This is a genomic window from Tenacibaculum piscium, from assembly GCF_021390755.1.
Taxonomy (GTDB): domain Bacteria; phylum Bacteroidota; class Bacteroidia; order Flavobacteriales; family Flavobacteriaceae; genus Polaribacter; species Polaribacter piscius.
The window spans coordinates 621,207-637,833 of record NZ_JAJGWR010000001.1 but is presented as its reverse complement, the minus strand read 5'-3'; the positions used below and the strand labels follow the sequence as shown (position 1 = coordinate 637,833).

Sequence of the window (16,627 nt, the reverse complement as noted above, 5' to 3'; positions counted from 1 at the left end):
TAAGGCTAAATTTCTTTTTTATTTTTTATTTATTTTTTTTCTACTGATTTTTTTTTAAGGTATCAAAAATCGCTAGAAAATAAAAAAGCCTATCAAATAAATGATAGGCTTTTTTTAAAAAGTTTACTCTGGTAAAATATATATTATAATACTCTTACGTCTACAGCGTTTAATCCTTTTCTTCCTTCTTGTAATTCGAATTCAACTTCGTCATTCTCACGAATTTCATCGATTAATCCTGAAACATGCACAAAGTGTTCTTTGTTTGATCCTTCTTCTGTAATAAATCCAAATCCTTTTGATTCGTTAAAGAATTTTACGGTACCTCTACTCATAATAAATAATTAATATGTTGCTTACTTAATTGATTGCAACGATTTTTGTATGACACAAATATAAAATAATATTTTGAATAAAAAAACAAAATAATATTTTTTTTATTGAATTTAAAGAAACATTATAAGAATCTAAGAGCTTAACAGTATATTAACTTAAAAAGTTTCATCTTTATTTAAAAATAAATCATAAAAACAAACAATTACTTCCATTCTGTTTCAATAAAAAACACTAATTTAGCGAAAATTAAGCTATTAAGTTATAAAATAATCAATTTAAAAGTGTATATTTTATGTTTTCAATAAAAAATAAGGGTTTTAAATACATTTAATTCCTACTATTTTTTTCAGTATTTTAGAGAAAAACGAATAGAAAACCATCAAAAACAACACAAAAAAAAATAATTTAAGCACTTTTTAACAAATTACACAACTCGTATGAATATTAAAAATTACCTTTCAACGCTTTGCTTACTGATTGCTTTTACAGCTTTCAGTCAAAAAGCAACCACAAATGGCTGTGGTACAAAATTGTCTAAAGAAGACAATATTAAATTTAGACAATCCATGTCTAAATTAAAAAAACAACAAAGAACTAATAGAACCAGTAAAAGAACAGGTGTTAGAGACTACAAAATACCAGTAGTTTTTCATATTTTACACAACGGACAAGGTGAAGCAGGTTCTGTTAGTAAAGAAAACATGGCATGCCGAATTAACGACGTAATGGAAGTTGTTAATAAAGATTTTCGTGGAGAATTTCCTGAATGGGACAATTCTGATCCAAGATTTGATGGCGTAAAGCAAAAAATGGATAATATTGAATTTTTATTAGCTACTGAAGATCCTGATGGAAATCTTTTGGAAACTCCAGGAATGAACTGGCTTATCGAAGATGGGCTTATTGAAGATGGTTACGATTCTAAAATTACCACAAACGATTGGTGGTGGGGAAAAAACAACAAATACTATTTACAGATATTTATTGTAGCTGCTGCAAACGGAATATCAGAAGGAAATTACGCTTCAGGACACGCATTTTTACCAACACAAGATGCCGTTCCTAGAGTTGTATTTAACTGGAGATATGTAGGAAGAGCAACTGGTTGCCCTGACAATCCTTCTAGTAGCCAACCTGGTTTTGAAAAAGTAATGTCGCATGAGTTTGGTCATTATTTTGGATTAAGACACACCTTTCATGAAAGTGATAAAGACAAAGGAACTTGGAGTGCTGAAAATGATGGAATTGATGATACACCGCCAACAATGGGTTCGGAAGGTTGTACAAGAGATAAATTAAATGCGTGTAATGTATATCCAAATGTAGAAAATTATATGGATTACAATACTTCTTGTCAAATTATGTTTACCAAAGATCAGGTTGACGTAATGAATGGTTGGCTAGAAGATACTACAATCGCTAAATACTCTAGAAGCTTACTTTGGCAAACAGACAATTTAATTGCTACTGGTATATTACCTAAAGCCCCTGTAGCAAGTTTTAAAAGTGATGTAACCGCTATTTGTAGCAATCAAGCAGTAGAATTTAAAGATAACTCAACAGGAACACCAACTTCTTGGAAATGGACTTTTGAAGGAGGAACACCTGATTCATCTACAGAAAAAAACCCAACAATTACTTACGCAACTAAAGGACAATATAAAGTAACCTTAGAAGTTTGGAATGGCTTTAACGGTATAAGTTACAGTAAGGCTGAAACAGCAAATTTTATTGATGTTGATCAACATGCAACAGCTGATACTTCTGAAAATTTTGAAGGAACTTTTCCTCCTCAAGGCTGGAAAGTTATCAATCCTGATGGAAAATTAGCTTGGGGAAAACGTAGCGACGCTGGAAATGGTGATTCATCATGTGTAGTTATGAACAACGCAGATAATGATAAAATTGGTGAAGAAGATTTCTTACAATTACCTTTTTATAATTTAACAGATGCCAAAAATGCACAACTTTATTTTGATGTTGCTTATGTTAAATTTGATGAAGTGAGTGCCGATATGCTAAAAGCCGAAGTTTCTACGGATTGTGGAGCTACTTGGACAGAAGTATATTCAAAAACACACACCGAATTAGAAACTGCTTTATCAGCATTATCGCCAAATGATTGGATTCCTAATCAAGAATCACACTGGAGAAAAGAATTAGTCGATTTAAGTGGCTATGACGGACAAGCAAATTTAGCCATTCGTTTTAAAAATGTATCAGGATACGGAACACGTGTTTGGCTAGATAACGTAATCGTTGCGTTAGATAATAGCAGTGGTCCTGTAGTCGATTTTTATACTAAAAAAAGAAATTCAGTATGTGAAAGTGAAGTTGTTCAATTTTTTGATACCTCAACAGGAACAACAGCAACTTCATGGAATTGGGAATTTCCTGGAGGAACTCCTGCCACTTCTACCGAGCAAAATCCTACGGTTACCTATAGTACTTACGGAAATTACAACGTTAGCTTAAAAGTTGAAAACACCGATGGTTCATCAGAAAAAACCATAGAGAATTTTGTCGTTTTAAAAACACCAACCGCACAATCTTTTAGTGAAGATTTTTCAGGAACCTTCCCTCCTACCAATTGGAATATTCGTAATTTTGATGGGAAATTAGAATTTGAACAAAGTAATTTAACTGGAAATGGCGATGGTTTTTGTATGATGATGAACAATGCCGATAATGAAACTGTTGGTGAACTAGATGAAATTATCATGCCTTCTTTAGATTTATCCGTAGGCGCTACCGATTTTTATTTCGATGTTGCTTATACTAAATTCGATGATGCGAGTCCTGATGAATTAGCTGTTATGGCTTCTGCTGATTGTGGTACAACTTGGAAAACTTTATACGATAAAACACATACCGTTTTAGAAACTGTAGAAGTTTTAGATAACCCTGCAACAGATGCAAATGAATCTAACAATTGGATTCCTACCACAGCATCAGACTGGAGAAAAGAGCGTGTAAATCTTAGTGATTATCAAGGATTAGCAAATGTATTGGTGAAATTTGTAAATAAATCAGGATACGGAACTCGTATTTGGATTGACAATGTAACCGTTAATTTCGATAGTCAAGAAAAACCAACTTCTAGTTTTGAAAAACAAGGGGAAAGTGCTTGTCTAGGAAACAATGTGCAATTTAATGATACTTCAACAGGCGTACCAACTTCTTGGGCTTGGACTTTTGAAGGCGGAACACCTGCAACTTCATCAGAAAAAAACCCAGTAATAACATACGATACAGCAGGAACTTACAATGTAACATTAACAGCTACAAACGCTACAGGAACAGGAACAACCACCACTAAAACAAATTTTGTTACTGTAAAAGATGTTACTGCTTTACCATATACGCAAAACTTTGAAGGAACATTCCCTATTGCCAATTGGGAAATTATAAATCATGATAATGATGCCATTTTATGGGAAAAAAGAAATGATGCTGGTAATGGAGATTCTTCTTGTATGATTATCAATAATGCCGATAATCCTACGGATAAAATAGATGAATTAATTATCAATCCTTTAGATTTTTCTTCAGAAGGAGATAAAAAAATGGCTTTTGATTTGTCATATACTAAGTTCACCAATGCTTATATTACTGATGCAGAAGCGGATGCTCCTGATAATTTAATCGTGTTAGTTTCTAAAAATTGTGGCTTAACTTGGACGGAAGTTTATAACAAAACACATACCGAATTAGAAACAGTTCAAGTTCGTGACTTAGAATCGACACCTGATGATAACGAAGCAAATGATTTTATTCCTTCAAAAGCATCTGACTGGAGAAAAGAAAGTATCGACTTAAATGCTTTTACAGGAAACTCAAGCATTTTAATCAAATTCAAAAATATTTCAGGATACGGAACCCGTATTTGGATTGATAATTTAAGTATAACTTCAGAAATATCTAATGATGATATTACTTGGAAAGGAACAACCAATAATGATTGGAATGAAGCATCAAACTGGAGTACAAATACCTTACCAACTCCAACGAGTCGTATTGTAATTCCTGCTGGATTATCAACATATCCAACAACAAGTACTGATGCTGTTTTTAATACATTAACCATTGAATCTGGTGCTACTTTTATGGCAGAAGCAAACGTTACAGGAACGGTTACTTATAAGAGAAATATTGAAAATACCGATTGGTATTTAATTGCTTCTCCTTTAAAAGAAGAAACTCTTGAAAACTTTATTACTGGTGGAACGCTTTCTTTCGCTTCAGGAACAAGAGGAAATATCGGTTTTGCACCTTTTAATAATGAGCATCTTACCAAAGCTTGGGATTATCAAACAATAAATTCTACAGGGAATTTTGAAGTAGCAAAAGGATATTCACTAAAATTAGCAACACCTAGCGATATTTCTTTCACTGGAAAAATAAATACCAATGATGTGAACATCGAAATTAATAACGGAGCTAGAAATAATTACAATTTAGTTGGAAACCCATTTACAACCTACATCAACGCTGTTACTTTTTTAAATGATAACGAAACCACTATAACCGAAAAAACAATTTGGATATGGAATGGTACAACTTATGAAGTATATAATGAGCAAAATAGTTTAGAAATTGCGCCTGCACAAGGTTTCTTTGTAGAAGCTACTAACGCATTGCCAGCAAATAGTACGGTTACTTTTGCAAAGGAAAATCAAAGTCATCAGAATACCGATACCTTTAAAAGAGAAGCACCAAAAACTTCTTTTGAATTATTCGTAGAAGATGGAACTCGTAAAAAATCAACCAAAGTATTTTATGTGAATGATAAAACTACTGGTTTTGATAATGGTTCAGATTCTAAATTATTCGGTGGGGTTACCAGTAACTTTGAAGTATTTACCGAATTAGTTACCGACAATAAAGGAAACAAATTAGCAATTCAAACGTTACCAAATACAAATATCGAAACAATAGTTGTTCCTGTTGGATTAACAACAAAAGAAGGTAAAGAAGTAAGCATTTCTGTAAGTGCTAAAAACCTTCCTACGGATGTTAACATTTATTTAGAAGATAGAATTGCCAATACATTTACCAATATTTCTAAAACTAAAATTGTCGTAGAAAACAATACCAAAGGAGCTGGTCAATTTTATATTCATACGACTTCAAAAAGACCTGATGTTATTGTTAATAAAGATTTAGAAAATGTAAGTATTTATAAATCTGATAATAATGCAATAACTATTACTGGTTTACAAACTGAAAACGCTACTTTAAAAGTATATTCGATGTTGGGTAAAACAGTTTTTGATAGCTCATTCAAATCAACAGGAGTTAGTGTAATTCAATTACCAAAAACTGCTAAAGGGGTTTACATTGTGGAATTAATTTCAAACTTAGGTAAAATTAATAAAAAAATAATTTTAGAATAAAAACGACAAACATCATGAAAAAACAAACTGAAAACAATAGAAATAGTGAAGATATTTCAAGAAAAGAAGCGTTACAAAAAATAGGGAAATACGGGAAATATGCGAGTTTAACAGCATTAGGAACGTATATGATTTTGAACCCTCAAAAAGCACAGGCACAAAGCCCAACTGGTCCTGAAAACCCAGGTGTAGGTTTTTAAGCTTTTACTTTACTATTTTTTATAATTTTAATTAATGATAAAACCCTCGAATTTTTCGAGGGTTTTTTGTGTACAACTCAATTTTTTTTATTCTTGATTAAATATTAATTATTTTTAAGTAGCTTGGCTTTTTAAAATTATTTAAATAATTCTATTAAATGAAAAATATCGTAATCACAGGAACGAGCCGAGGAATTGGTTTTCAATTGGCTCAAAAATTTGCCAATCAAGGACATAATGTATTAGCATTATCAAGAAATACAAAACCTTTAGAGGCACTAAATCATCAAAAAATTACAACATTATCTGTTGATTTATCAAATAATGATGCTTTAAAAAAAGTAACTGATTTTATCAAAAAAGAATGGAAAACTGTCGATATTTTAATCAATAATGCAGGAAAATTAATTAACAAACCTTTTAGCGAATTAACAACTGCTGATTTTCAAGAAGTATATGCCATTAATGTTTTTGCCGTTGCCGAATTAACCAAAAATATAATTCCATTTATGAAAAAAGGAAGCCATGTTGTTACCATAAGTTCGATAGGAGGCGTTCAAGGAAGTTTGAAATTTGCAGGATTAGCCGCTTATAGCTCGGCAAAAGGAGCGGTAATTACCTTATCAGAATTATTAGCTGAAGAATACAAAGAACAACAAATTGCCTTTAATGTTTTGGCATTAGGAGCCGTACAAACCGAAATGCTTGAGGAAGCATTCCCTGGATATTTAGCCCCTGTATCAGCAAAAGAAATGGCTGATTATATTTTTGATTTTTCACTAACAGGAAACAAATTTTACAACGGAAAAGTTTTGCAAGTTTCGAGCTCTAATCCTTAAAATTTCTTTAAAATTATTATTCTTTAAAAATTATTATTTAACTTAAAATTCATAAAACGAATTATTTTGCGAGAAATACTACTCAAATATATTCCCGAAAATGCTATTTTGTTAGTTGAATATTTAATTAAAGAATATCAGATTAATCTTAAAATTGTAGATAAGCGACAAAGTAAACACGGCGATTTTAGAACGTTTCCCAACGGAAAAACACAAATAACAATTAATAATAATTTAAACAAACAGCAGTTTTTATTAACATTAATTCATGAAATTGCACATCATATTACGCATCAAAAATTTGGAAAAGTGCAACCACATGGCAACGAATGGAAAACCGTTTTTCAACATTTGATGCTCCCTTTTTTACGTCCTGATATTTATCCAACGAAAATACTCCCCTACTTGGCTCATTATTTAAAAAATCCAAAGGCAAGTACCGACTCTGATGTTCATTTATCATTAGCCCTAAAAGGTGGCGTAGCTAGTGTTGGAAAAGTCTTTGTTTTCGAGATTTTAAATGGTGAATTATTTCAATTTAAAGGGAATTTATACCGAAAAGGAAACAAACGAAGAACACGTTTTGAGTGCTTAAATTTAGTTAATAAACGTGTGTATCTTTTTAATCAAAATGCAGAAGTAATGCAGAAATAATAGAAAATATTAGCGAAAAATAAAGTCCTAAAACTAAAAATAATGAATACAAATTATTACGCAGTAATTATGGCAGGAGGCGTAGGCACTCGTTTTTGGCCTGTAAGCACGCAAGAATATCCCAAACAATTTCAAGATATGTTAGGCACGGGAGAATCTTTAATTCAACGTACCTTTCATCGAATTAATCAATTAATCCCTTCTGAAAATATTTTTATCTCAACCAACGAACGCTACGAAAATTTAGTTTTAAAACAACTTCCTGAAATAAGCAAAAAACAATTATTATTAGAACCTGTAATGCGAAATACAGCACCGTGTATTTTGTACGCTTCCCTAAAAATAAAAGCGATAAATCCTGATGCCGTACTATTAATTGCGCCGTCCGACCATTGGATTGAAAATGAAACTGAATTTTTAAAAAACCTTAACACTGCCTTTAAAATAGCTGAAAATAATGCTATTTTAATGACCCTTGGTATTCAACCCGATACACCAAATACTGGCTATGGATACATCAAATTTGAAGAAAATAAAACTAATTTTTCTGATGTTTCTAATACTTCTGATAGTTCAGCCGTTAAAAAAGTAATAAAATTCACCGAAAAACCAGCTTTAGAAACAGCAAAAGAGTTTTTAAAAAGTGGTGATTATTTATGGAATGCAGGGATTTTTGTAACTTCTGCTAAAAGTATTCTAAATGCTTTTGGAAAATATGCTCCTGAAATGCTTCTAATTCTAACGCCCAAAAACGAAAATATCATTTATAATACGGAGAAAGAATCTGAATTTATAGAAAATAATTATCCAAAATGTGAAAATATCTCCATCGATTATGCGATTATGGAACGTGCTGAAAATATGTATATTTTACCCATAAACGTTGGTTGGAATGACCTAGGAACTTGGGGTTCGTTGTATCAAAAATTAACAAAAGATACGCAACAAAATGCGGTAGTCGGTGCAAAAGCAATTTTTAAAGATGCTAACGGAAATATGATTCGAACAGAAAATGGCAAAAAAATAATCATTCAAGGATTACACAATTTTATTATCGTCGAAAAAGAAGATGTTATTTTAATCTGTCCTCGAAAAGATGAACAAGATATTAAACAAATTAGTGCCACTGCCAAAGAATATTTTTAAAAAATTAAATAAACTGTCAGTTCGAGTGATTTTTAGTTCCTTTTAAGAAGGCGTTTTTAACCCCTTGCCGTCATTTTTTGCCACTATATTTTTTTCAGATGAAATTTAAACAGGCTCTAAAAACATAAAAAAAACGAAGCACTAAACACTTCGTTTTTTTATGTAACAAAAGTAGCTGTATACTTTTTTTAGCTTCTTTAATTTTAACAGGTCTTTAAAAGTGTTTTTTAATCTTTTAAAAAATTATTAAAAACTGTTTTCAAAAACTTTTAAGGATAGCATAAAAAACCACTTCTTATTTATTTTTTTATCACTGATACATATCAGAAAATTAAAAACTATTAAAAATCTAAAAAATAAAATGGCAAAAATAGTTATTTTGGGTGCTGGAATTTCAGGGCACGTAGCAGCAACGCATTTGCGTAGAAAATTATCAAAAGAACATGAAATAATCGTTGTTTCCCCCAACAGCAATTATCAATGGGTTCCCTCCAATATTTGGGTCGGCATTGGACGTATGAAACCTGAAGATATACTCTTTCCATTAGCACCACTCTATCAAAAAAAAGGAATCGGATATAAACAAGCAAAAGTGATTACATTTCATCCTGAAGGCGATGAAAGTGAAAAAAAACCATACGTAATCGCACAATATGTAAGCAACGATAAAAAAGGAATACAAGAAAAAATAAACTACGATTACTTAATTAATGCCACAGGACCTCGTTTAAATTTTGAAGCAACCGAAGGATTATTACCTGGAAAAAATAATGCATTTTCAGTATGTACTTACGACCACGCAAGCCACGCTTGGACAGCGTTAGAAAAGCTGATTCAGGAAATGAAACAAGGTAAAAAAGCGAAAATTCTAATTGGTACAGGACACGCTAAATCGACCTGTCAAGGGGCGGCTTTTGAATATATTTTAAATGTAGAAAAAGAATTATGTAATCATGGCGTAAGAGATAATGCCGAAATAACATGGATTTCTAACGAATTTCTTTTGGGAGATTTTGGAATGGACGGCATGCTTTTGAGTTACGGTGGCATCAATATGAAGTCTAACGAAATGATTGAAATGATTTTTGAAGACCGAAATATTAAATGGATTACTGGCGCTGGTGTTCATAAAATTGAAGATGGTATTGCTCATTATGAGAATTTAGACGGCGAATTTAAAAGCGAAACCTATGATTTTGCCATGTTAATTCCAGTATTTTCAGGACACGGATTTAAAGCTTTTGATAAAAATAAAGAAGAAATAACCGAAAAACTTTTCAAAGGTTTTATGATTGTTGATGCCGATTATACGCCAAAACCATACGAAAAATGGAGCGTAAAAGATTGGCCAGAAACCTATCAAAATCCGACATATAAAAATATTTTTGCCCCTGGCATTGCCTTTGCACCGCCACATACGATTTCAAAACCACGAAATAGTAAAAATGGAACACCTATATTTCCAGCACCACCACGAACAGGAATGCCCTCTGGAATAACCGCAAAATTAGTGGCTGATAACATTATCGGACATCTAACAAAAGGTACTGATTTAACACTTCATAAAGGTTCTATGGGAAATATGGGTGCAGCTTGCATTGCCTCTGCAGGTTACGGTTTTACACAAGGAAGTGGTGTTAGTATTACCACATTTCCTATTGTTCCTGATTTTGAAAAATATCCAAACACACACGGACGAGCATTAAAAAGTACTTTTGGAGAAATAGGTTTGGCAGGACATTGGCTTAAATTAGCACTTCATTATGCGTTTATTTACAAAGCTAAAATGAAACCTTTTTGGTGGTTAATTCCTGAATAAAATAAAAATTCTCAATTAAATTTCACTTTAATTCACTTTAAAATTTAATTTTTAAATTTTAAATTTTAAATTTTATGCTAATAAAAAACAATGATGGAAAGAATATCAAAAAAAGAAAAAAGACGTATGCAGAATCCTTTTATTCAATTTTTTAAATTTATTTATTTAAGTTTAAAAATAATGAAAGTAGTTGCGGGTGGTCATGGAGGTACTCGTTAATTTTTCGATAATTTTGCAACTATAAATTCTTAGAACTAAAAAACGAAGCTTTTACACTTCGTTTTTTAGTTATTTTCAGTTATTTTAATAAATTATGTAATTAAAATAGGTTGATAATTTTTAATTATTTGTTATAATCGATTGTAAAAAAGGATAATAATATGCTGCCATATATGCTCCTTTTTTCTTTCCTAAAACGTTTCCTTTTGCATTAACAACGACCACTGTTGGAAATGCGTTTATTCCATAACGATACTGTAATTCGTTATTTTCTTTTTTAGCTTCAGAAGAAACTAAATCTCTATTTCTAGGGAAATCTGCCTTATATAGAATCAATTTTTCATCAGAAAAGCCTTTAAATTTATCGGTATTAAACAATTCTCTATCTATTGTTTGACATGGTGGACACCAATCTGAACCTGTAAAAAACACCAAAACGGGTTTATTTTCTTTCTTTGCTTTTTTGATAGCGGTATCAAAAGATTGTTCCCACTTTACTTCTTGGTTTGCTTCTTGATTTATTTCTTGATGAGCAACAACACTTTGTTGTGCAGAAACGGTATGTACCGCTAAAAGAAATACTAAAATTATACCTATTTTTTTCATGCTGTTGTTATTTATTGTTTCAAAAATATCAAAAATAATACCAAAAATAATGAAATTATACTTTTATTTTGCTGATTTCCTGTTGTATTAGGTTACTAAATCTTTTTTCATCCTTTAGGAAAATACTTTTTATCGAAATATAACACAGTTTTTTTAGTCGATTCTCTAAACGCATAAAATCTTTTTCTGTGGTTAGAATTATGGTATTTTTTGATGTATTTTTTGCTTCTAATTCTTTAAATTCACTGGTTATTTTCTGAATATCGTTATTTGTAAAATCGTAATGGTCAGGATATTTTAAGTGTTTAAATTGTATGTTTTCTTTTGATAAAAATGTCAATAATGAATTTGGATTTGCAATTCCTGTAACTAATAAAACGTTTTTATTTTTTAACGCTGAAATTGTTAAATTCGTATTGTTTTCTTCTATATTTTCTTTTGTGTTTTTTAAATTTTCATCATAAGAAATTGCTGTAAAGAATACTTGCTGATATGTTTTCGGTTTTATTTTTCGAATAATTTCCTGTTGTTTTTCTTCGGATAGATTTTCGGGACATTTGGTAACAATAATGATGTTTGCTCGTTTGTAACCGCTACGAAATTCCCGTAAATTTCCTGTTGGCAACATGTAATCATTTATATATAAATCGTCAAATTTTGTGAGTAAAATATAGGTACTAGCTTTTACTTTTCGATGTTGAAACGCATCATCTAATAAGATAATTTCGGGCGGATTTTGTTTTTTTAATAATTGTGTAATTCCGTTTGTTCTATCGGTATCGACCGAAATAATTGCCTGATTTTTGAATTTTTTATAAAATTGTAAGGGTTCATCGCCAACATCACAAGCTGTATGTTTTTGATTCACAATTTGAAAGCCAGTGGTTTTACGTTTATATCCTCGGCTTAAAACGGCAATTTTATGGGTATTTTTCAACAATCGAATTAGAAATTCAATTTGTGGTGTTTTTCCTGTTCCTCCGACACTTAAATTTCCCACGGCAATAACTGGCACATCGAAATATGTCGATTTTAAAAGTCCAATATCAAAAAACCAATTACGAATTGCGGTAATAATTCCGTATAAAATAGCGAACGGAAACAATAAAAAACGAAGTATTTTCATGAGTTCAAAAGTAGAAATTATTTTATAATCAGAAAGAATAAGTAGTTTTATTTGTTTTTTCATCAAAAGGTATTAGAAATTATTTGAAGCTATTTCCCGCTTTCCGCACTCGCTCTTTTTTTGAAGAAAAATCAAAAAAAGGAGCTCAAACAACTGCGTCAATCGGGGCTAAGTCTATTTAGTTAATTTCGTTTTTATTTTTAAATTCTTTTTAATCGACTAAGAATAACATAAAAAAACAGTAAAAAACAGTAACTTTGATTCCATATATTTTATCTTATGAAAATAAAAGATGTTACCAATTATATTGAAGAATTAGCACCGTTATCGTATGCTGAAAATTTCGATAATGTTGGTTTATTGTTAGGTGATTACACGACAGAAATAACGGGCGTTTTAGTAACTTTAGATACTTTGGAACAAACAATTGAGGAAGCAATTGTTAAAAACTGCAATTTAATTGTCAGTTTTCATCCAATTATTTTTAGCGGATTGAAAAAAATAAACGGCAATACTTATGTAGAACGTGTGGTGTTAAAAGCGATTCAAAACAATATTGCCATTTATGCAACACATACTGCTTTAGATAATGTAAACAATGGTGTTTCTGCAAAAATGTGTGAAGTTTTAGGTTTGCAAAATTGTAAAACATTAATTCCTAAAAAAGGAATTATTAAAAAATTAACAACGTATGTTCCGCTTGAAAATGCCGAAAATTTACGCACAAAACTCTTTGAATCTGGTGCAGGAACTATCGGAAATTACCAGAATTGTTCCTTTAATTCTAGCGGAACAACAACGTATCGAGGAAATGAAAACTCAAATCCGAGAGTAGGAAAAAAAGGTGAATTTATATCTAAAGAAGAAACTGCTATTTCAGTGAGTTTTATCCATAATTTAGAAGGAAAAATACTAAAAACATTGTTTGAAAATCATCCGTATGAAGAAGTTGCTTACGAAATAATTACGCTCGATAACGCACATCAAAATATAGGAATGGGAATGCTTGGCGAACTTGAAAACCCGATGAATGAAACTGATTTTTTAGCCTTTGTAAAGAAAACTTTTAAAACCGATTGTGTTCGACATTCTGAATTATTAGCAAAACCGATTCAAAAAGTAGCCGTTTTAGGAGGTTCTGGAAGTTTTGCGATTAAAAATGCAATACAACAAAATGCTGATGTTTATATCAGTGCTGATTTTAAATATCATGAGTTTTTTCAAGCAGAAGGAAAAATCGTACTTGCTGATGTCGGACATTATGAAAGCGAACAGTTTACAAAAAACCTTTTGATTGATTATCTTCGTAAAAAATTTAGTACTTTTGCAATTACTTTGAGCGAAAGAAGTACAAATCCAATACACTATATATAAACAGATGGCAAAAAAAGAAGTAACGGTAGAAGAAAAATTAAGAGCGTTATACGATTTACAGTTAATCGATTCTAGAATTGACGAAATCAGAAACGTTCGTGGTGAATTACCTTTAGAAGTTGAAGATTTAGAAGATGAAGTTGCCGGATTAAACACAAGACTTTCTAAATTAAAAGACGAAGCTACAAGTTTAGAAGCTGATATTACAAATAAAAAATCAGCAATTACAGAATCTAAATCACTAATTGAAAAATACGAAGATCAACAAAAAAATGTTCGTAACAATCGTGAATTTGAAGCTTTAACCAAAGAAGTTGAATTTCAAGAATTAGAAATTGAATTATCAGAAAAAAGAATTAAAGAATATAAAGTGAAAATAACCCAGAAAAATGGCGTTATAGAAACAACTAAAGAAAAATTAAAAAAACAAGAAAGTCATTTAACGCACAAGAAAAATGAGCTAAATGATATCTTGAAAGAAACCGAAAAAGAAGAGCAATTATTAAACGAGAAATCGCAAGAATATGCACAATCTATTGATAAGCACTTATTAACTGCTTATAATAGAATTCGTACCAAAGTAAGAAATGGATTAGCCGTTGTTGCTATTGAACGTGGTGCTGCTGGTGGTTCTTTCTTTACAATTCCTCCTCAAGTACAGTTAGAAATTGCGAATCGTAAAAAAATTACAATTGATGAGTATAGTGGTCGTATTTTAGTTGATGCCGCATTAGCTCAAGAAGAAAAAGAAAAAATTGATAACTTATTTATATAATAATAACTTACTATTATTTTTGAAATATAATAAAAAAGCACTCCTATTCGAGTGCTTTTTTTTGTGCCAAACTTAAAAAAGTGTCGTTAAAGTATCCTTAAATTTCAATAAAAATTAAAAGAAAATTAGACTAATATTAGAAGAAAAAAGCAGAAAAAAAACAATAATATTAAATACCTTAGTAGTGTTATTAATCTTAATTTTTAAATAATTAATCATGGGACAAAATACCGCACAAACGAACGAACAATATAACGAAAAACAAGTATTTAGCATGCCAAGAATTGGAGATGCTGCACCAGCTTTTAAAGCTACAACGACACAAGGTCCTATTAATTTCCCTGCAGATTATAAAGGTGATTGGGTTATTCTTTTTAGTCATCCTGCTGATTTTACACCAGTTTGTACATCAGAATTTATCACATTTGCTTCTTTAGAAGATAAGTTTGCCAAAGCAAATTGTAAACTTGTAGGGCTTTCTATTGATGGTTTATACAGTCATATTGCTTGGTTGCGTACTATTAAAGAAAAAATTGAATACAAAGGAATGAAAGATGTTGAAGTTAACTTTCCGTTAATTGAAGACATCAAAATGGATGTTGCCAGAAAATATGGTATGATTCAGGAAAATGAAGACGATACAAAAGCGGTAAGAGCTGTTTTCTTTATCGATCCAAAAGGAATTGTTAGAAGTCTTATTTATTATCCTTTAAGTTTAGGTAGAAATTTTGATGAATTATATCGTGTAATTATCGCCTTACAAACAGCGGATGAGTTTGGCGTTGCAACTCCTGCTGATTGGTATCCTGGAGATGATGTTATTATAGGCCCTGCAGGATCTTGTGGAACAGCAAATAACCGAATGGAAGACAGTGATATTGATTGTAAAGATTGGTTTTTCTGTACTAAAAAATTAGATAAAGACTTAGTTTTAGATAGAATTTTAAAAAAATAACACGAAAAAATAAGATATCTTTTAAATTTTAAAGCAATAAAAAAGCTCAAAATATCGTGTTGATATTTTGAGCTTTTTTTATAGATTAAATTTTTATTAAAAATCTTAAAATGAATTTTTAAGAAAATTTTTAAAAGAATTTAGGAACTTTATATTTCGAACCTTTTGATAATTCATATTGTAACATAATTTCGTGAGTTCCTGAATTTGTTACATTATAATTAGAGGTTGTTAAATCATACGAATAACCTATTAACAACGTTTCTGAAGCCTGAAAACCTAAAAGAGCACTAATGGCATCGTCCCATCTCCAAGCTAATCCTGCTCTAAATTTTTCTTTATATAAAAAATTTCCAGAGATATCCAACGATAACGGAGCTCCCGCAACAGCTTTTAACAATACCGCTGGTTTAAACATTAAATCGTAATTAATATCATATACGGCTCCTGCAATGAAGAAAAAGTGCATTTTTTCAACAGCCGTTTTTCCTAATTGATTATCGCCATCATAATGTTCCATTTTTAAAATATTAGGTACAGAAAGCCCAATATACCAAGTCGGTTTATGATAATAAACTCCTGCTCCAATTGTTGGTAAAAATTTACTTACATTTTCGCCAAAAATAGCTTCATCATCATTTGCCGTTCCTTTGCTCCAATCAATATTTAAGAAACGTCCTCCTAAACGCAAACCAAAAGCTAACGTACCATCTAAATCAGTTTGAATACTATAAGAGGCATTGGCATCTAAAGAAATTTCTTGCGAAGGACCAATTTTATCATTCATAATATTGAAACCTAAACCTAACCCAGAATAGCCTAAAGGCGTATGATAACTTAAATTTTGAGTTTCTGGAGCTCCCTCAAAACCAACCCATTGCATTCTTCCAATTGCGGTGATTACACCAAAATCTTTAGAACCTGCATACGCTGGATTTACGCTCATCGTATTGTACATATATTGCGAATATTGCGGATCTTGTTGTGCTTGTATATCGGTTATCGAAGCAATAATTACTAAAAATACTGATATTACACTTAAAAATAACTTCATTTTATATCTCTTTTTATAGCTTTATTAATTAATATTATGGGCGATTTTATAATTCTTATCAAGAAAATTTTAATCAAAATTAACTTTTAATCAATAAATCATGTAACTATATTTTTAAACTCTTTATT

The 16,627-nt window shown here is 30.8% G+C and carries 14 protein-coding genes; 10 read left to right on the top strand and 4 right to left on the bottom strand.

The genetic code is table 11. The annotated features are described in order from the left end of the window. Positions 1 to 143: 143 nt before the first annotated feature. Entirely contained in the window at positions 144 to 335 is a 192-nt protein-coding gene (locus L0U72_RS03010; RefSeq protein WP_101916868.1) for a cold-shock protein, read from the bottom strand. A 438-nt stretch (positions 336 to 773) separates the two neighbouring features. Between L0U72_RS03010 and L0U72_RS03005 the strand changes: the two genes are divergently transcribed. From L0U72_RS03005 to L0U72_RS11750, 7 genes are all read left to right on the top strand, one after another. Then, positions 774 to 5,732 carry a PKD domain-containing protein gene (locus tag L0U72_RS03005; protein ID WP_233898389.1) on the top strand — a complete coding sequence of 1,653 codons (4,959 nt, stop codon included), beginning with the start codon at positions 774 to 776 and terminating at the stop codon, positions 5,730 to 5,732. Between the two features lie 14 nt (positions 5,733 to 5,746). Further along, complete coding sequence (locus L0U72_RS03000; RefSeq protein ID WP_233898388.1) at positions 5,747 to 5,932, top strand: hypothetical protein; 186 nt, start codon at positions 5,747 to 5,749, stop codon at positions 5,930 to 5,932. 158 nt (positions 5,933 to 6,090) lie between these two features. Continuing rightward, complete coding sequence (locus tag L0U72_RS02995) at positions 6,091 to 6,771, top strand: SDR family NAD(P)-dependent oxidoreductase (protein WP_233898387.1); 681 nt, start codon at positions 6,091 to 6,093, stop codon at positions 6,769 to 6,771. A gap of 66 nt (positions 6,772 to 6,837) precedes the next feature. Next, entirely contained in the window at positions 6,838 to 7,425 is a 588-nt protein-coding gene (locus tag L0U72_RS02990; RefSeq protein ID WP_233898386.1) for a SprT-like domain-containing protein, read from the top strand. A 42-nt stretch (positions 7,426 to 7,467) separates the two neighbouring features. Continuing rightward, positions 7,468 to 8,571: a mannose-1-phosphate guanylyltransferase gene (locus tag L0U72_RS02985; RefSeq protein WP_233898385.1), complete on the top strand. Its 1,104-nt coding sequence runs from the start codon at positions 7,468 to 7,470 to the stop codon at positions 8,569 to 8,571. Positions 8,572 to 8,932: 361 nt separating this feature from the next. Next, positions 8,933 to 10,390, top strand: a complete 1,458-nt coding sequence (locus L0U72_RS02980) for an NAD(P)/FAD-dependent oxidoreductase (RefSeq protein ID WP_233898384.1) — start codon at positions 8,933 to 8,935, stop codon at positions 10,388 to 10,390. A gap of 93 nt (positions 10,391 to 10,483) precedes the next feature. After that, positions 10,484 to 10,609 carry a hypothetical protein gene (locus L0U72_RS11750; RefSeq protein ID WP_256444154.1) on the top strand — a complete coding sequence of 42 codons (126 nt, stop codon included), beginning with the start codon at positions 10,484 to 10,486 and terminating at the stop codon, positions 10,607 to 10,609. 120 nt (positions 10,610 to 10,729) lie between these two features. Here the strand turns inward: L0U72_RS11750 and L0U72_RS02975 are convergent, their stop codons facing one another. After that, a complete protein-coding gene (locus L0U72_RS02975) occupies positions 10,730 to 11,215 on the bottom strand; it encodes a thioredoxin family protein (RefSeq protein WP_101916862.1) in 486 nt (161 codons plus the stop codon). A gap of 55 nt (positions 11,216 to 11,270) precedes the next feature. Then, positions 11,271 to 12,404, bottom strand: coding sequence for a tetraacyldisaccharide 4'-kinase (gene lpxK, locus L0U72_RS02970; protein WP_317206182.1), 1,134 nt, complete (start codon positions 12,402 to 12,404; stop codon positions 11,271 to 11,273). 216 nt (positions 12,405 to 12,620) lie between these two features. Between lpxK and L0U72_RS02965 the strand changes: the two genes are divergently transcribed. The 3 genes from L0U72_RS02965 to L0U72_RS02955 all read left to right on the top strand — a co-directional run bounded on the left by L0U72_RS02965 (position 12,621) and on the right by L0U72_RS02955 (position 15,445). Next, positions 12,621 to 13,715, top strand: coding sequence for a Nif3-like dinuclear metal center hexameric protein (locus L0U72_RS02965; protein ID WP_233860914.1), 1,095 nt, complete (start codon positions 12,621 to 12,623; stop codon positions 13,713 to 13,715). A gap of 4 nt (positions 13,716 to 13,719) precedes the next feature. After that, a complete protein-coding gene (locus tag L0U72_RS02960) occupies positions 13,720 to 14,490 on the top strand; it encodes a zinc ribbon domain-containing protein (RefSeq protein WP_101916860.1) in 771 nt (256 codons plus the stop codon). A 217-nt stretch (positions 14,491 to 14,707) separates the two neighbouring features. Next, positions 14,708 to 15,445, top strand: coding sequence for a peroxiredoxin (locus L0U72_RS02955; RefSeq protein WP_233898383.1), 738 nt, complete (start codon positions 14,708 to 14,710; stop codon positions 15,443 to 15,445). A 130-nt stretch (positions 15,446 to 15,575) separates the two neighbouring features. Here the strand turns inward: L0U72_RS02955 and L0U72_RS02950 are convergent, their stop codons facing one another. Further along, on the bottom strand, positions 15,576 to 16,499 hold the full coding sequence (locus L0U72_RS02950) for a PorP/SprF family type IX secretion system membrane protein (protein ID WP_101916858.1): 924 nt from the start codon (positions 16,497 to 16,499) through the stop codon (positions 15,576 to 15,578). Between the last annotated feature and the right edge of the window lie 128 nt (positions 16,500 to 16,627).